Below are 16,656 nucleotides of genomic sequence, written 5' to 3' on the forward strand. Positions count from 1 at the left end.
GCCATGAGCATCCCCCGCCAGCTTCCCAACGCGATCACGGTCGTGCGCATCCCGCTCGCGATCGTGTTCTTCGTGCTCCTGCTCATCGGGGGGCATCTCGGCGAGGGAAGCCTTCCCCTGCGGTGGACCGCGGCCATTCTCTTCATCGTCGCGATCTCGACCGACTGGGTCGACGGCTACCTCGCGCGCCGCTACGACATCGTGAGCGACTTCGGCAAGCTCTGGGATCCGATCGCCGACAAGCTGCTCACGGGCGCGGCCTTCGTCGGGCTCGCGATCCTCGGCGAGATGGCGTGGTGGATGGTCGTGGTCATCCTCGTCCGGGAGTGGGGGATCACGATCCACCGCTTCGTGGTCGTCCGGCAGCACGTCGTGGCCGCCGCCTGGATGGGCAAGGTCAAGACCGCGTTCCAGGGCGTGGCGCTCGGGTGGGCGCTCCTGCCGTTTTGGCTTCTCATCGGCGAGCCGGCGTTCGCGGTCATCACCCTCATCCTCATGTGGATCGTCGTCGTGCTCACCGTGGCGAGCGGCGTCGACTACGTGCTCGCGCAGATCCGCGGAGCGCGGGCGGACGCCGGTGAGTGACGTGAAGCGCGAGACGTTCGCGGTCGCGAACGAGCTCCTGCGCCGGCTGTCGGCGCGCAACTGGAGCATCGCGACCGCGGAGTCGCTCACGGGGGGCCTGCTGTCGTCGGCGATCATCGAGGTGCCCGGCTCGTCGCAGCGGATGCGCGGCGGCGTGGTGGCCTACGACACCGCGATCAAGCACAGCGTGCTGGGCGTCGACGCGGCCCTCCTCGAGGAGCATGGCGCGGTGCACCCGGACGTCGCGCGCGAGATGGCGGCCGGAGCGCGGCGCACGCTCGCGCTGGCCGACGAGGACACCATGGTGGGGCTGTCGACGACGGGGATCGCCGGCCCGGCGTCGCCGGACGGGCAGCCGGTCGGGACCGTGCACGTCGCGGTCGCCACGCCCGAGCACGTCGTCGTGGCCTCGCACCTGTTCGACGGCGACCGGGCGGAGATCCGGGCGAGCGCCGTGCTCGCGGCCCTCGATCTCGCGGTCGCAGAGATCTGAGGGCGGGCACTGGGCGGATTCTCGGCGTGAGCGGCGCCCCGCCCCGTGTCAAGCGGGATTAAATTGGTCTCATCGGTGTTGTACTCTGATGCATCCGTCGGATGGTGGAGTGAGGAGGGGATAGTCATGATCCTGGTTCGTCAAGAGATCGGCGACGTTCTGCGCGGCTTCCGCCAGCAGAAGGGCCAGACCCTCCGTCAGGTCGCGAGCAAGGCGAGCGTCGCGCTCGGATACCTGAGCGAGGTCGAGCGGGGCCAGAAGGAGGCCTCGAGCGAGATCCTCGCCTCGGTCGCCGAGGCGCTCGACGTGCCCATCTCCACGATCTACCGGACGGTGGGCGACCGCATCGCGGTGCTCGAGGGACTCGACGTGCAGGCGTTCCCCGACGTCGTGCCCGACGACCTCATCGCCGAGGTCGAGCCCGAGCTGTCCTTCCGCTGACCGCGCATGCGCCGCAGCGAGTTCCTGCGCGCCGTCGACGCCGAGTTCGGCGGTCGCGCGGCCTCGCTCGTGCACGACCTGGTGCTCACGGGCATCGGGCGCACCGCCCAGGAGGCGCTCGAGGCCGGCGTGCCTCCGCGCGACATCTGGGAGGCGCTGTGCATCGAGACGGACGTCCCTCCCGCACGCCGGCACGGAGCCGGCCGGCTCGAACCGCGACGCTGAACCCGCGCCCGCCGTTCGATTCTCGGATCGCGTTCATCGGCGTGTCATCGAAGGTGCGTTCGAAGAGAGCGTAGTCTCGTGCACAACGTGGTTCCGGGACGATATCCCTCCACAGATGCGGCGGTCCGGCGGCGATGTCGGTGGTCCTCCGTAGCGTGGGAGTCGGCATCAGCGCCACGCGCCTTGTCGCAGTCCTCGGCCATCCGGTCGGAGCGCGACAGCCTACAGGCGGCGGTTCACGAGTGGAGAAGGAACAGGAAATGCCCGCACCAGCAGACCGCGAGAAGGCCCTCGAGTCGGCCCTCGCACAGATCGACAAGCAGTTCGGCAAGGGCTCGGTCATGCGACTGGGCAGCGACGAGCGCGCGCCCGTCGAGGTCATCCCCACGGGGTCGATCGCGCTCGATGTCGCGCTCGGCGTGGGCGGGATCCCGCGTGGCCGCATCATCGAGATCTACGGCCCCGAGTCCTCGGGAAAGACGACGCTCACGCTCCACGCGATCGCCAACGTGCAGCGCGCGGGCGGCATCGCCGCGTTCATCGACGCCGAGCACGCGCTCGACCCCGAGTACGCGCAGAAGCTCGGCGTCGACATCGACCAGCTCCTCGTGTCGCAGCCCGACACCGGAGAGCAGGCGCTCGAGATCGCCGACATGCTCATCCGGTCGGGCGCGATCGACCTCGTCGTCATCGACTCGGTCGCCGCGCTCGTTCCGCGCGCCGAGATCGAGGGCGAGATGGGCGACTCGCACGTTGGCCTCCAGGCCCGCCTCATGTCGCAGGCGCTCCGCAAGCTCACGGGCGGCCTGAACCAGACGAAGACCACGGCGATCTTCATCAACCAGCTGCGCGAGAAGATCGGCGTGTTCTTCGGGTCTCCCGAGACCACCGCGGGTGGAAAGGCGCTCAAGTTCTACGCGTCCGTCCGCATGGACATCCGCCGCATCGAGACCCTCAAGGACGGCGCCGAGGCGGTCGGCAACCGGACGCGCGTCAAGGTCGTCAAGAACAAGATGGCTCCGCCGTTCAAGCAGGCCGAGTTCGACATCCTCTACGGCGTCGGCATCTCGCGCGAGGGCAGCCTCATCGACTTCGGCGTCGAGCACGGGATCGTGAAGAAGTCCGGCTCCTGGTACACCTACGACGGCGACCAGCTCGGGCAGGGCAAGGAGAACGCGCGCAACTTCCTCATCCAGAACACCGACATCGCACTCGAGATCGAGAACAAGATCAAGGACAAGCTCGGCATCGGCCAGCGCGGCGTCGCGGCCTCGGCAGAGTCCGCGCCCGCGGCGGTCGAGCCGGTCCGCCGCACGGCGTGAGGCGCGCATGAGCGACGTGGCCGACGGGGGCGAGGGCGACCTCGCCCCCGTGATCCCGCTCTTCGGTGGGAGGGGGCCGGTGGCACCCTCTCACCCCACGCGCCGCACGCGCCCATCCGATGACGCCGACCGCGGGGCGGCCGGCGTCGCCGATCCCGCGAGGTCGGCGCATCCGGCCGGGAGGGCGAGCCGGCACGCGGCGGACGGCGCCATCCCCGGCGACGCCATCCCGAGCGGCGTCGCGTCGACGAGCGGCGACGACGCGGATGACGCCCGAGCGTCCGAAGAGGCGTCCGGCGAACGCTGGCACACGACCTGGCGGGATCTCGGGGCCGGCGAGCGGCGCATCGCTCCCGTCCCGGCCGTCACGACGACCGTGCGCGACGGCGTGCGGTTCGTGGAGGTCGCGCCTGCCGTCGACCCCGCTGGTTCCGAGGACGAGCGGGGGCCATCGGAGGTCGCCGACGCTGCGGAGGCTCGGCTGCTGAAGGCGCTGCGTTCGCGCTCGCTCTCCGTGAGCGAGGCGCGCATGCGGCTGCGGAAGGACGAGGTCGACGCGGGCCTGGTCGACGAGATCATCGACCGGCTGGAGCGGCTCGGCGCACTCGATGACGCCGCCCTCGCGGAGCAGCTCGTCCACGCCGGCACGACGCGCAAGAACCAGGGGCGCCGCGCGATCGCGCAGGCGCTGTCGTCCCGCGGCATCCCGCGCGACGTGATCGACGCCGCGCTCGACGACCTGCCCGACGACGACGAGGAGCGCGCCCTCGAGTTCGCACGCGGGAAGGCGCGGAGCCTCGTGCGCTATGACGACGACACCGCTCTCCGGCGGCTCGTCGGCCAGCTCGCGCGGCGGGGGTTCGGCGGCTCGCTCGCGATGACCGCGGCGCGTCGCGCACTCGACGAGGCACGCGGCGGCGGTCACAGCGTGCGGTTCCGCTGAGCGATCCCTCGGCGCGCCCGCGGGGAGCGGAACGTAGAATGTCCTGGTCATGACTACGCCATCCAGCGCCCCCACGCTCATCGAGCCCTCGCCCGCAGCCTTCGACGCACAGGGACGCGCTCGCTCGTATGAGGTCCGCACCTTCGGGTGCCAGATGAACGTGCACGACTCCGAGCGCCTCTCCGGCTCGCTCGAGAGCGCCGGCTACGTCAAGGTGGCGCCCGGCGAGGAGGCCGATCTCGTCGTCATCAACACGTGCGCGGTCCGCGAGAACGCGTCGGGCAAGCTCTACGGCACGCTCGGTCATCTCAAGTCCCGCAAGGACGCCCACGCGGGCATGCAGATCGCCGTCGGCGGCTGCCTCGCCCAGATGGACAAGGAAGCCGTTCTCGAGCGCGCGCCCTGGGTGGACGTCGTCTTCGGAACCCACAACATGGGCTCGCTGCCTGAGCTCCTCGAGCGGTCGCGCCACAACGGCGAGGCCGAGGTCGAGATCCTCGAGTCCCTCGAGGTGTTCCCGTCGACCCTCCCGACCAAGCGCGACTCGACCTACTCGGGATGGGTCTCGATCTCCGTCGGGTGCAACAACACCTGCACGTTCTGCATCGTGCCCAGCCTGCGCGGCAAGGAGAAGGACCGTCGGCCCGGCGACATCCTCAGCGAGATCCGCCTGCTCGTCGATGACGGCGCGATCGAGGTCACCCTGCTCGGCCAGAACGTGAACACCTACGGCGTCGAGTTCGGCGATCGCGAGGCATTCGGGAAGCTGCTCCGCGCCGCCGGCGAGATCGAGGGCCTCGAGCGCATCCGCTTCACGAGCCCGCACCCTGCGGCCTTCACCGACGACGTCATCGCGGCGATGGCCGAGACCCCCGCGGTCATGCCGCAGCTGCACATGCCGCTGCAGTCGGGCAGCGACAGCATCCTCAAGGCGATGCGCCGGTCCTACCGCAGCGCCAAGTTCCTCGGGATCCTCGATCGTGTCCGCGAGCGCATCCCGCACGCCGCGATCTCGACCGACATCATCGTCGGCTTCCCGGGTGAGACGGACGCCGACTTCGAGGACACGCTGCGCGTCGTCGAGCAGGCGCGGTTCGCGAACGCGTTCACGTTCCAGTACTCGATCCGCGAGGGCACGCCGGCGGCGACCATGCCGAACCAGGTTCCGAAGGAGGTCGTGCAGGAGCGCTACGACCGCCTCATCGCCCTTCAGGAGCGCATCTCGCTCGAGGAGAACCACAAGCAGCTCGGCCGGTCGGTCGAGGTGCTCGTGTCGACCGGCGAGGGGAAGAAGGACGCCGCGACCCACCGCCTCACGGGCCGCGCGGAGGACAACCGGCTCGTGCACTTCGAGCTGCCGGACGGTTCGGAGCGCCCGCGCCCCGGCGACGTCGTGACCGTCGAGATCACGCACGCCGCGCCCTTCCATCTCCTCGCGGACAGCCCCGACGGCGCGCCGCTGCGCATCCGGCGCACGCGCGCGGGCGACGCATGGGATCGCTCGCAGGCGGAGTCGTGCGCGGTGCCCGCGGCACCCGGCGCGAGCGCCTCGGGCGCCGTGCGGCTCGGCCTGCCCACCATCCGCGTCGGCGTGTGACGCTCGCGGATTCGCCGCGGCTCTGGGCCGTCGTCGGAGCGACGGGAACGGGCAAGAGCGACCTCTCGCTCGACATCGCCGAGGCCGTCGCCGCGGCGGGTCGGCACGCCGAGATCGTGAACGCCGACGCCATGCAGCTCTACCGCGGCATGGACATCGGCACGGCCAAGGTCCCCGTGGCCGAGCGCCGCGGCATCCCGCATCACCTCCTCGACGTCCTGGAGGTGACCGAGGAGGCCGCCGTCGCGCGCTACCAGGTCGACGCGCGCGCGGCGATCGACGCCGCGCTCGCCCGCGGGCACGATGCGATCGTCGTCGGCGGATCGGGGCTCTACGTCTCGAGCGTGCTCTTCGACTTCCGCTTCCCGCCGCGCGACCCGGCTCTGCGCGCGCGCCTCGAGGCCGAGCTCGAGACCTCGGGGCCCGGCGCGCTCTACGCGCGTCTGCAGCACGAGGACCCGCAGACCGCCGCCCGCGTCGACCCGCGCAACGGCCGCCGCATCGTGCGCGCCCTCGAGGTCCTCGCGCAGGGCGCGTCCACGCACGGCGCCGCTCTCCCGGAGGCGCCCGAGCTGTGGCGTCCTGCGACGATCCTCGGTCTCCACCTCGAGCGGGCGGCTCTCGTCGAGCGTCTCGACCGGCGCGTCGAGCGGATGTGGGACGAGGGTCTCGTGGGGGAGGTCGAGCACCTCCGCACGCAGGGGCTCGAGCAGGGGGCGACGGCGCGGCGCGCGATCGGCTACGCCCAGGCGCTCGCGCAGCTGGACGGCGCCCTCTCCGAGGAGGACGCGATCGCCGAGACGCAGGCGCTCACGCGCCGCTACGCACGACGGCAGGTCTCGTGGTTCCGGCGGTACCCCGAGGTGCGCTGGTTCGAAGCGGGCGCTGTCCCGCTCGTCGACGCCCTGCGCTGAGCCCGCCCGACGTCCCCGTGCCCCGGCCGCCGCCATCCCGCGGCCATAGACTGGGGGGATGACGGAGATCCAGTTCACCAAGGGACACGGCACGGGCAACGACTTCGTCATCGTCGCCGACCCGGAAGGCGAGCTGGACCTCACCGACGACCAGATCGCGGCGCTGTGCGACCGGCGCTTCGGCATCGGCGCGGACGGCCTGCTGCGCGTGGTGCGCTCGGCGGCGCTCCCGGAAGGCGCCGCGTCGCTCGCGGAGGAACCGGCCGCCGAGTGGTTCATGGACTACCGCAACGCCGACGGCTCGAAGGCCGAGATGTGCGGCAACGGCACGCGCGTGTTCGCGCGCTATCTGCTCGACGCCGGCCTCGCCGACCTGCCGGCGGGCTCGACGCTGCCGATCGGCACTCGCGCGGGCGTCAAGGACATCACACGCAGCGAGACGGGCTTCCAGGTCGACCTCGGGCGATGGCGCGCCGAGCCGGGCGACCCGCTCGTGCGCGCGCGGGGCCTCAGCGTCGCACGGCCGGGCCTCGGGATCGACGTCGGCAACCCCCACGTCGTGGTGGCGCTCGCCTCCGAGGAGGAGCTCGCCGGCCTGGATCTCACGGTGCAGCCGATCATCGACCCGGTGCCGCCCCACGGAGCGAACATCGAGTTCGTCGTCCCGCAGGGCGTGAAGGACGGCATCGGACGCATCCGCATGCGCGTGTTCGAGCGCGGCGTGGGGGAGACCCTCTCCTGCGGAACGGGGACGGCGGCCGCGGCCCTCGCGGTCCGCGACTGGGCGGGCGCCGACGCCCCTGACTTCTGGCGGGTCGACGTGCCCGGCGGAACGCTCGGGGTGCGGATGTTCCCGACCGAGGAGGGCGAGCACGTCGCGCTCTCGGGACCGGCGACCCTCGTGTTCTCGGGGACCGTCGCGCTCGCCTGATCAGGCGAAGGCGAGCGTCGTCGCGAGCGCCGCCATGATCACCGCGATCGCTCCGTCGAGGATGCGCCACGAGCGCGGAGAGCGCAGCCAGCGCGCCGCGACGCGCGCCATCGCCGTGAGGAAGGCGAACCAGACGGCGCTGCCCAGCACCGCGCCGAGGCCGAAGAGCCAACGGGCGTCGCCGTAGCTCGCGGAGATCGAGCCCAGCAGCAGCACGGTGTCGAGATACGTGTGCGGGTTGAGCCACGTGATCGCGAGGCACGCGAGGACGGCCGGCAGGAGCGCCGTGGTCGCCGTGCGCGGACGGGTGATCGTCGCCGTGCTCGTGCGCGGTCCCGCCGAGGACTCCGGCTCGCGGTCGACGCCCGGCTCCTCGGCGACCGCGAGGGTCTCGCCCGTCGGCCGGAGGGCGCGCCACCCCGCCGCGAGAGCGTATCCCGCGAGGAACACGACGCCCGCCCACTTGACGGCGTCGAAGAGCCAGGGCAGGTGCTCCACGACCACGCCGAATCCGGCGACGCCCGCCGCGACGAGCGCGACGTCGCTGAGGAAGCAGGTCACCGCGAGCGCGACCGCATGCTGGCGGCGGATGCCCATCTTGAGGAGGAAGACGTTCTGCGCACCGGGTGCCACGATGAGCGAGAGGCAGAGGCCGAAGCCGGCGAGCAGGGCGCTGAACATGCTCTCGACGCTACGCGCCCGCCGTGAGAAGTGAAAAGCGGATCTAACGATTCTCACGCTCGTTAAGCTCTGCTTATGCAGATCTCGCCCGAACTCGCCGGCACTGTCTCCGCGATCGTCGATGAGGGGAGCCTCGAGGGCGCCGCTCGCGCGCTGCGGATCACTCCGTCGGCGGTCAGCCAGCGGCTGCGGTCGCTCGAGGCGCAGCTCGGACGCGTGCTCATCGTCCGCTCCAAGCCCGCCCGCGCCACGGAGGCGGGCGCGGTCGTCGTGCGCCTCGCGCGGCAGTACGGGCTGCTTGCGCACGATGCGAGCGTCGCGCTCGGGCTCGAGGGGCCCGGACGGATGAGCGTGCCGATCGCGGTGAACGCCGACTCGCTCGCGACGTGGCTGCTGCCGGGGCTGGAGCCGGTGACGCGCACGCACGACGTCGCCTTCGAGCTGCGCCGCGAGGACGAGGACCGCACGGCCGCGCTGCTCGAGGCCGGAACCGTCATGGCCGCGGTCACGTCGCAGCGCGAGCCGATCGCGGGGTGCACGGTCACCGCCCTGGGCGACACGATCTACGACGCCGTCGCGACGCCGGGCTACGTCGCTCGGTGGCTCCCCGACGGCGTCACGGCGAGCGCACTCGCGGGCGCGCCGCTGATCGACTTCGACCGCGCCGACGACGTGCAGTCGGCCTGGCTGCGCGAGCGCGGCGTCGACCCGTCGCGGCCGCCCCGCCACTACGTCCCGGCATCCGAGGACTACGCCGCCGCCGTGCGGCTGGGCTTCGGATGGGGGATGCTCCCTCCGCTGCAGGCGAAGCCGGGCATCGAGACGGGACTGCTCGTGAAGCTGGGCGAGCCGCGCCTGCGCGTCCCGCTCTACTGGCAGCAGTGGAACCTGCGGTCGCCGCTGCTCACGGCCATCCGCGAGGCGGTCGTCACGGCCGCGCGCGCCGCGCTGCCGCCTGAGCGCGGCTAGGCGATCTCGACGGCTCCGGTCGCCGGGCTGCCGTGTCGGCGCACCTTGAGCACGCGGAAGCCCTTGGCCGTCGCGTGGCGGTGGACGCTGAAGCGGTCGTCGAGAGCGGCGTCGAGCCAGCGGTGCAGGGAGTCGGAGCCCAGGTTGCGCTGCACGACGAGGTAGGCATCGCTGCGCTCGGCGAGTCGGGGGAGCCACGTCTCCATGAGCTCGTGCAGCACGGCCTTGCCGACCCGGATGGGCGGGTTCGACCAGATCGTGCGGAACGAGATCCCGTCGGGAACATCCTCGGGCAGCACCGCGTTGACATTGTCGAGGCCGAGCTCATCGGCATTGCGACGGACGAGATCGAGCGCGCGCTCGTTGACGTCGACCGCCCAGATCCGAGCGCGCGGAGAGAGCATGGCCAGCGACAGGGAGATCGGGCCCCAGCCGGCGCCGAGGTCGAGGAAGTCGCCACCGGCGGGAGGCTCAGGGGTGTTCGACAGCAGCACGCGGGTGCCGCTGTCGACGTGATCCGGGCTGAAGACCCCGCCCGCGGTCGTCACCTCGACGTCGCGGTCGGCGAGGGACACGCGGATGCGACGGAGCTGCTCGGGGGCGGAGGGATGCGCGCTGAAGTAGTGGTCCCCCATGATCCTCGAGATTACCGGAGGCATCCGGGTCGCACGCAACACCCTCGTTCCCGCAACCGCCTGTCCCGCGATCCCCGCGCGCGGTATCCTGTAGGGCTCATCGCACCCGGACGCACGCCGGCCCGGGCCCGCGGAGCGCACACCACCACGAAAGGCACCCTTTGACCGACACCTTCCATCCCGACGTGCAGACCGATCCGACGACGGACCCGGTCGATCGCGTGCTCTCGCACGCGGAGGCGCGCTCGGGCGTCCGCATCTTCGGAGCAGCGCAGGCGCTGCAGGATGCGGGAACCGCGGCCGGGTCGACGACCGACGGCGACCAGTGGGACCTCGAGGCGCGCCACGCGCTCCGACGCGTCGCCGGTCTGTCCACCGAGCTCGAGGACGTCACGGAGGTCGAGTACCGCCAGCTGCGTCTCGAGAACGTCGTCCTCGTGGGCGTGTACGCGCAGGGCTCGCTCGTCGACGCCGAGAACTCCCTGCGGGAGCTCGCCGCGCTCGCCGAGACGGCGGGCTCGACCGTGCTCGACGGCGTCCTGCAGCGCCGCCCGCATCCCGACCCCGCGACCTACATCGGGCGCGGCAAGGCGGAGGAGCTCAAGGACATCGTGATGTCCGCCGGCGCCGACACCGTGATCGCCGACGCCGAGCTCGCCCCGAGCCAGCGCCGCGCGCTCGAGGACGTCATCAAGGTCAAGGTGATCGACCGGACCGCCGTCATCCTCGACATCTTCGCCCAGCACGCGAAGACCCGAGAGGGCAAGGCCCAGGTCGAGCTCGCTCAGCTCGAGTACCTCCTGCCGCGTCTGCGCGGCTGGGGCGAGTCGATGAGCCGCCAGGCGGGCGGACAGGTCGGCGCGGGCGGAGCGGGCATGGGCTCGCGCGGACCGGGTGAGACGAAGATCGAGCTCGATCGCCGCCGCATCCGCACCCGCATGGCGCAGCTGCGCAAGCAGATCAGGGATTTCGCGCCCGCGCGCGACGCCAAGCGCTCCGAGCGCAAGCGGCACACCGTCCCGTCGGTCGCGATCGCCGGCTACACCAACGCGGGCAAGTCGTCGCTGCTGAACCGCCTCACGAGCGCGGGGGTGCTCGTCGAGAACGCGCTCTTCGCGACGCTCGACGCGACCGTGCGGCGCACCGAGACATCCGACGGGCGCGTGTTCACGTTCGCCGACACGGTCGGGTTCGTGCGCAACCTGCCGCACCAGCTCGTCGAGGCGTTCCGCTCGACGCTCGAGGAGGTCGCCGACGCCGACGTCATCGTGCACGTCGTCGACGCGCACCACCCGGATCCGGCCGGCCAGATCGCGACCGTCCGCGACGTGATGGCGGATGTCGGCGCGCGCGACATCCGCGAGATCATCGTGTTCAACAAGGCCGATCTCATCGATGAGGACGCGCGGCTCGTGCTGCGCGGCCTCGAGCCCGACGCCGTGTTCGTCTCGTCCCGCACGGGCGAGGGCATCGAGGAGCTCCGCGCCGTCGTGGAGGCGGCGCTCCCCGTTCCCGCCGTGGAGGTGCGCGCCCTCGTTCCCTACGACCGCGGCGATCTCATCTCGGCCATCCACGAGACCGGCCTCTTCCTCGAGCAGGAGCACGAGTCCGGGGGCACGCGAGTCCATGCGCGCGTGTCGCCGCGTCTCGCCGCCGAGCTCGAGCGCTTCTCGAGCGCGGGGTGAGCGCGGGGTCCGCCTCGCTCAGCCGAGCGCGGCGGACCCCAGCCACACGAGGGCGGTGATCGCGAGCGCCTGCGCCCAGCTCACCATGCTCCCGACGAGGAAGTACTCCGCCTGCGTGCCGCGCTCGCGGTCGCGGGAGATCTCGGGGAAGCGCACGATTCCCTTGGCCGCGATGAGCGCGGCGACGACCGGGTAGGCGTGCGCGAGCAGGAGGCCGCCGACGACGATCCGCTCGAGCGGTCCGATGAGGCGTCCGCCGCGGAGCGTGTGCACGTCCTGCGGGTCGGGCGCCGCCGCGTCGCGCTCGCCGCGCTGGCCGAAGAGGCGCCGCCGCCGCGACGGGGCGACGTCGCCGTCCGCGGGGACGTCCTCCGTGCGCAGCGCGGTGCGGACGACCCGGTTCGCCGACTCGAGCAGGAACAGGGCGCCGCCGGCCGCGAGGAGGACGAGCGACAGGGGAAGGCCCTCGCCCTGCCCCCACTCGACGCGGATGGCGACCGCGGGCGGCGGGACGACGATCGCCGTCAGGGCGATGCCGCCCAGGAGCACGACCGGGAGGAAGCCGAGCGGAGAGTCGTCGGCGCGCATGGTCGCGAGCCAGCCGAGCGCGGCGACGACCGGGCCCAGCGCCAGGACGAGCGAAGCGAGCGGATCGGCGCCGAGCGCCGCGCCGGCGAGCGCGCAGACGACGAGCACGGCAGACACGCCCGCCGTGCGCAGGCGCGCGCCCGGCGCTGCCGCGCGGATGAGGTCGGCGCCGCCGGTCGCGGCGAGCACGAGCGCTGTCAGTTCCATCGCGTCAGACCGTACCCCGCGGGTCGGACAGGCCCTCGATCTCGAGGGGCGGCACGCCGGGCGTCTCGAACCCGAGGACGGCGCCGAGGAACGCGACCTCGGCCTCGAACGAGCGGATGATCGCCTCGCGCCCGCGGAACCCGTGCGCCTCGCCCTCGAACAGCAGGTAGGCGTGCGGGACCCCGTTCGCCGCGAGCGCGTCGCGCAGCGCCTCGGACTGCGAGGGCGGCACGACCGGGTCGTCCGCGCCCTGGAGGATGAGGAGGGGCGTGCGGAGCGCTTCGGGGCGAGACAGCGGCGATCGCCTCGCGTACAGCTCCTCCGCCTCGGGGAGCGGGCCGACGAGGCCGTCGATGTAGCGCGCCTCGAAATCGTGCGTCTCGGCGACGAGCATCCGCAGGTCGGCGACGCCGTAGCGGCTGATCCCGGCCGAGAACACGTCGGTGTCGGCGATCGCGCACAGCACGGTCCATCCGCCCGCGGATCCTCCGCGCACCGCGAGGCGCGCGGGGTCGGCGATGCCGGCTTCGGCGATGCCGCGCGCGGCGGCCGCGACGTCCTCGACGTCGACCACGCCCCATCCGCCCTTGAGGCGCTCGCGGTACGCGCGCCCGTAGCCGGTCGATCCGCCGTAGTTGACATCGAGCACGCCGATGCCCCGGCTCGTGAAGTACGCGACCGCGAGGGAGAGGTCGCCCGAGACGTGCGCGGTCGGGCCGCCGTGCACGAGCACGAGATACGGCGGCAGGTCGCCCTCGGGGCCCGTCGCGAGCGGGTTCGTCGGCGGATACGCGAAGGCGTGCACATCCCCTCGCGGTCCGGGGAACGACAGCGGCAGCGCCTCGGGCATCCACGCCGGGTCGAGGTCGGTCTCCCCGCCGCGCACCGGCGCGAACGTCCGCCCGTCGACGTCGAGGAGCCAGATGCCGCCCGGCGTCCGCGGACCGGCGCCCGACAGCAGCAGCCGCGCGCCGGCGACGTCCTTGACGAGCATCTGCCCGAGCGGCGTCTCGAGCTCCGTCACCGCCCGCGTTCCGGGATCGACGAGCACGAGCCGGTCGCGTCCGTTCGTCTGCACCGCGGCGATCCGACCGTCCTCGAGCCGCGCGTACCAGCGGGTGCCGAGATTCCAGAGCGGCCCGCCCGTGTCGGCGTCGGCAGGCAGGAGCGGCTCCACGACGGCGCCTCCGGCCGCGTCGAGCCGGGCGCGGCGGAGGTTCCATCGGGCAGGGCCGCCGGGCGCGGCAGGAGGGTCCGCGACGAAGAGGAGCTCATCGTCCGCCGCCCATTCGGGCTGCAGCGCCGACACATCCTGCCCGTCCGCGACGCCGCGCCCGCCGGCGAGTGTTGTCCAGCGGCGCACGCGCCCATCCGATTCGATGCGCCCGACGCGCAGCTCCGCGGCATCCCACGGCATGTCCGGATGGTCCCACGCGATCCACGCGAGCCGGCCAGCGCGCGGTGCGGGGTAGGCGACGAAGTCGCTCCCTGCGACGACGCTCACGATCCCGGACGCGTCCTCCGCCGCGCTGCCGTCGAGCGGGATGACGACGATGTCGCGACGGGGAGCCCCCGTGGCGCCCTGCGTCTCGCGGACCGCCCACAGCCGGCCCTCCGCGAGGACGAGGTCGCCGAACGCCATGCCGGTGCCCGCGGGCGTGAGCGGGATGGGCTCCGCATCGGCCGTGCGCAGGTACACGCGCTGATCCGACTGCTCGACGAAGAGGAGCGCGCCGTCGTCGGCCGCGGTCCACGCGCCGCCTCCGTACTCGTGGACGCGAGACCGCGCGCTCCAGGGCGCGGGAAGAACGCTCGCGCCGTCGCTCGCCCGCAGCACCGCTGTGCGCCCCCGCTCGGCCGCGACGCCCTCGGCCCACCAGACGTCGCCGCCTACGAACCGCGCGTCGCCGAGGCGCGGGGAGTTCCCCGCGATGTCGGACGCCGCGATGGGCGACGGCCACGAGCCGAACGGGAGCATCTGCGTCATGTCCTCCACGGTAACCGGCGACGTTCCGACACGGAGCGTCACAGATGCTCCCGCGCCCGCGCGCGGGCGACTACGGTCGGGAGAGGAGAGGCCGGATGCGGCGGCAGGGGATCGCCGCGGCGACCGGAGAGCACGGAGGAGGGACATGGCGACGTCGGCCACGCCGTTCTCGTTCGAGCTGTACCCGCCGCGCACGCCCGCGCGCACCGCGGCTCTCGAGGAGACCATCCGCCGCCTGGCCGCAGCAGGCCCGGACTTTCTCTCCGTCACGTACGGCGCGGGCGGCTCCACGGGCGGTGCGTCGCTGCGCGTGCTGCGGTGGATCCGCGAGAACACGGACGTCGAGCCGCTCGCTCACCTCACGTGCGTCGGCAACGACTACGCGACGGCGAGCGCCCTCATCCGCGAGTTCCTCGACGCAGGCATCCTCAGCTTCCTCGCCATCCGCGGAGACCCGCCCGCCGGGAAGGACGAGGACGACGCGTTCCTGGGCGACCTGCGGACCTCGGCCGAGCTGGTCCAGCTCATCCACCGCGTGCAGGCCGAGCGCGCTCCCTACGGCGAGACGACGATCCCGGGCGTTCCCGAGGCGGTGCGGGTGGACCGCGCCCCGCGTGCGCGCACGCTCGTCGCGGCCTTCCCCAACGGGCATCCGCGCTCGCGCCATCCGCTCGAGCACCTCGATGCGCTCCTCGCGAAGCAGGCGGCCGGCGCCGAGGCGGCGATCACCCAGCTCTTCTTCCATGCCGACGACTACCTGCGCTTCGTCGATCGCGCCCGGGCCGCGGGCGTGACCATCCCGATCCTCCCCGGCATCATGCCCGTGACCTCTCCCGCCAAGCTCGCGCGCATGCTCGAGCTCACGGGCGAGCCCCTGCCGTCGGAGCTGTCGATCGCGCTCGAGGTCGAGCCGACCCCCGAGGGCCGCAGGGAGATCGGCATCGCCTACGCGGCGGACCTCGCGCGCGAGGTGCTCGCCGGCGGGGCCCCGGGTATCCACCTCTACGCCTTCAACGAGCACGAGACCGTGCTCGCGGTGCTGCGCGAAGCCGGGGTCGCGCTGCGCGAGACCGCGGCTTCCTGACCGCCGGTTCGCTCCCGGCACACGAGGAGGGCGGGAGCCGACCGGCTCCCGCCCTCCTCATGTGCGCCGTCAGACCGCGCGCAGGATGGCGACGACCTTGCCGAGGACCACAGCGTCGTCGGCGAGGATCGGCTCGAACGCCGAGTTGCGCGGGAGGAGCCAGGTGTGGCCGTCGCGCTGACGGAACGTCTTGACGGTCGCCTCGCCGTCGACCATGGCCGCGACGATGTCTCCGTTCTCCGCCGTGCCCTGCGACCGGATGACGACCCAGTCGCCGTCGCAGATCGCCGCGTCGATCATCGACTCGCCGCTGACCTTGAGCATGAAGAGCTCGCCCTTGCCGACGAGCTGTCGGGGGAGGGGGAAGATCTCCTCGACCTGCTGCTCGGCCGTGATCGGGACGCCGGCGGCGATGCGGCCGACCAGCGGCACGAGAGCGGCGTCGCCGACCGCGGGGCCCGAGTCGGCCGGGTTCTCGGCCGCCGAGCCCGGGAGATCGATGAGCACCTCCATCGCGCGGGTCTTCCCGGGGTCGCGACGCAGGTAGCCGCTCAGCTCGAGCTGCCCGAGCTGATGCGTCACGCTCGAGAGCGACTTCAGTCCGACCGCGTCGCCGATCTCGCGCATGCTCGGCGGATAGCCGTTGTGCTGGATGGAGCGCTGGATGACCTCGAGGATGGCCAGCTGCTTGTCGCTCAGGTTCTTGCGCCGCCGCGTGCGCGGCTTCTCCTCGCGCGTGCCCGCATCCGTCATGTCGTGCTCCTTCGCTGCCCCGCTCGAATGTCGGAGGTGCGTGATGTGGTGGTCCCGTCAGGACGACGCTAGCGGATCTCGACGGGATTCCGGGAGATTTGTTCGAGCGTGTCTCGCAGAAGTCGCGAAACCCGTTCGAAGAGAGTTCTTGACACCGCGACCACATCGAAGATAGGTTCGGAACATCACTTCGGGTCCGTCTCTCCCGGCCGAGCAGACGGACTCGAAGTGATCTACAGGAAGGAACCGCCATGCGCACGACCAGCTCCGCTCCGGCACGCTCGACCCGCCTCCGCCTCACGGTGCGCGGCCGCCGGGTCCTCGCCGCGCTCGCCGCGGCTCCGCTCGTCGCGGCGATCGGATTCGGGGTGCTCAGCGGCGGCGCGGCCCTCGCCTCACGCGAGGACAGTGCGCCTGCCGGCACCTTCGACACCGTCACGGTCATGGCGGGCGACACCCTGTGGGACATCGCGCAGGCGGTCGCCCCCGAGGCGGACCCGCGCGACGTCGTCGACGAGATCCTGCACCTCAACCAGCTCCCGGGGAGCGACATCGCCGCGGGGCAGGAGATCGCCATCCCCGCCGCCTACTCGACGGGCGAGTGAGTCCGTCGCGC

18 protein-coding genes are annotated in these 16,656 nt (G+C 72.4%); 13 read left to right on the forward strand and 5 right to left on the reverse strand.

Translation table 11 applies throughout. From position 1 onward, the window contains the following. Positions 1–3: 3 nt before the first annotated feature. The 9 genes from pgsA to dapF all read left to right on the forward strand — a co-directional run bounded on the left by pgsA (position 4) and on the right by dapF (position 7,451). A complete protein-coding gene (gene pgsA, locus M1D46_RS07680; RefSeq protein WP_282980006.1) occupies positions 4–585 on the forward strand; it encodes a CDP-diacylglycerol--glycerol-3-phosphate 3-phosphatidyltransferase in 582 nt (193 codons plus the stop codon). Beyond that, on the forward strand, positions 578–1,078 hold the full coding sequence (locus M1D46_RS07685; protein ID WP_456287071.1) for a CinA family protein: 501 nt from the start codon (positions 578–580) through the stop codon (positions 1,076–1,078). The genes pgsA and M1D46_RS07685 overlap by 8 nt, the downstream gene beginning before the upstream one ends. 126 nt (positions 1,079–1,204) lie before the next feature. Continuing rightward, complete coding sequence (locus tag M1D46_RS07690) at positions 1,205–1,519, forward strand: helix-turn-helix domain-containing protein (protein ID WP_271174244.1); 315 nt, start codon at positions 1,205–1,207, stop codon at positions 1,517–1,519. Positions 1,520–1,525: 6 nt separating this feature from the next. Beyond that, on the forward strand, positions 1,526–1,744 hold the full coding sequence (locus M1D46_RS07695; RefSeq protein ID WP_324011949.1) for a DUF3046 domain-containing protein: 219 nt from the start codon (positions 1,526–1,528) through the stop codon (positions 1,742–1,744). A 260-nt stretch (positions 1,745–2,004) separates the two neighbouring features. Further along, positions 2,005–3,066, forward strand: a complete 1,062-nt coding sequence (recA, locus tag M1D46_RS07700) for a recombinase RecA (protein WP_271174246.1) — start codon at positions 2,005–2,007, stop codon at positions 3,064–3,066. Between the two features lie 7 nt (positions 3,067–3,073). After that, positions 3,074–4,009 (forward strand): RecX family transcriptional regulator, encoded by a 936-nt coding sequence (locus M1D46_RS07705; protein ID WP_456287072.1) that lies wholly within the window; start codon positions 3,074–3,076, stop codon positions 4,007–4,009. Between the two features lie 49 nt (positions 4,010–4,058). Then, complete coding sequence (gene miaB / locus M1D46_RS07710) at positions 4,059–5,606, forward strand: tRNA (N6-isopentenyl adenosine(37)-C2)-methylthiotransferase MiaB (protein ID WP_456287073.1); 1,548 nt, start codon at positions 4,059–4,061, stop codon at positions 5,604–5,606. Beyond that, a complete protein-coding gene (gene miaA, locus M1D46_RS07715; RefSeq protein ID WP_456287074.1) occupies positions 5,603–6,520 on the forward strand; it encodes a tRNA (adenosine(37)-N6)-dimethylallyltransferase MiaA in 918 nt (305 codons plus the stop codon). The genes miaB and miaA overlap by 4 nt, the downstream gene beginning before the upstream one ends. Before the next feature lie 58 nt (positions 6,521–6,578). Then, on the forward strand, positions 6,579–7,451 hold the full coding sequence (gene dapF, locus M1D46_RS07720; protein WP_282980016.1) for a diaminopimelate epimerase: 873 nt from the start codon (positions 6,579–6,581) through the stop codon (positions 7,449–7,451). On the opposite strand, the gene M1D46_RS07725 is transcribed toward dapF, so the two are convergent. Then, the gene (locus M1D46_RS07725) at positions 7,452–8,132 is read right to left on the reverse strand and encodes a LysE/ArgO family amino acid transporter (protein ID WP_456284889.1); all 681 of its coding nucleotides are present in this window, start codon (positions 8,130–8,132) and stop codon (positions 7,452–7,454) included. 75 nt (positions 8,133–8,207) lie between these two features. Here M1D46_RS07725 and M1D46_RS07730 point away from each other — a divergent pair, with 75 nt between their 5' ends. After that, a complete protein-coding gene (locus M1D46_RS07730) occupies positions 8,208–9,101 on the forward strand; it encodes a LysR family transcriptional regulator ArgP (RefSeq protein WP_271174252.1) in 894 nt (297 codons plus the stop codon). Here M1D46_RS07730 and M1D46_RS07735 read toward each other — a convergent pair. After that, a complete protein-coding gene (locus M1D46_RS07735; protein ID WP_271174253.1) occupies positions 9,098–9,736 on the reverse strand; it encodes a class I SAM-dependent methyltransferase in 639 nt (212 codons plus the stop codon). The two genes, M1D46_RS07730 and M1D46_RS07735, sit on opposite strands and share 4 nt — an antisense overlap. Before the next feature lie 161 nt (positions 9,737–9,897). On the opposite strand from M1D46_RS07735, the gene hflX reads away from it, so the two are divergent. Then, a complete protein-coding gene (gene hflX / locus M1D46_RS07740) occupies positions 9,898–11,421 on the forward strand; it encodes a GTPase HflX (RefSeq protein ID WP_271174254.1) in 1,524 nt (507 codons plus the stop codon). Positions 11,422–11,439: 18 nt separating this feature from the next. On the opposite strand, the gene M1D46_RS07745 is transcribed toward hflX, so the two are convergent. Together M1D46_RS07745 and M1D46_RS07750 are read right to left on the reverse strand one after the other, a co-directional pair. Next, entirely contained in the window at positions 11,440–12,216 is a 777-nt protein-coding gene (locus M1D46_RS07745) for a hypothetical protein (RefSeq protein ID WP_456287075.1), read from the reverse strand. A 4-nt stretch (positions 12,217–12,220) separates the two neighbouring features. Next, positions 12,221–14,203, reverse strand: a complete 1,983-nt coding sequence (locus M1D46_RS07750; RefSeq protein ID WP_456287076.1) for an alpha/beta hydrolase family protein — start codon at positions 14,201–14,203, stop codon at positions 12,221–12,223. Between the two features lie 145 nt (positions 14,204–14,348). On the opposite strand from M1D46_RS07750, the gene M1D46_RS07755 reads away from it, so the two are divergent. Further along, entirely contained in the window at positions 14,349–15,287 is a 939-nt protein-coding gene (locus tag M1D46_RS07755) for a methylenetetrahydrofolate reductase (protein WP_324011941.1), read from the forward strand. Between the two features lie 69 nt (positions 15,288–15,356). Here the strand turns inward: M1D46_RS07755 and lexA are convergent, their stop codons facing one another. Continuing rightward, on the reverse strand, positions 15,357–16,040 hold the full coding sequence (lexA, locus tag M1D46_RS07760; RefSeq protein ID WP_271174258.1) for a transcriptional repressor LexA: 684 nt from the start codon (positions 16,038–16,040) through the stop codon (positions 15,357–15,359). A gap of 251 nt (positions 16,041–16,291) precedes the next feature. Between lexA and M1D46_RS07765 the strand changes: the two genes are divergently transcribed. Further along, positions 16,292–16,645 carry a LysM peptidoglycan-binding domain-containing protein gene (locus tag M1D46_RS07765; RefSeq protein WP_271174259.1) on the forward strand — a complete coding sequence of 118 codons (354 nt, stop codon included), beginning with the start codon at positions 16,292–16,294 and terminating at the stop codon, positions 16,643–16,645. Positions 16,646–16,656 lie beyond the last annotated feature (11 nt).

The sequence above is a fragment of the Microbacterium sp. JZ70 genome, assembly GCF_053903225.1.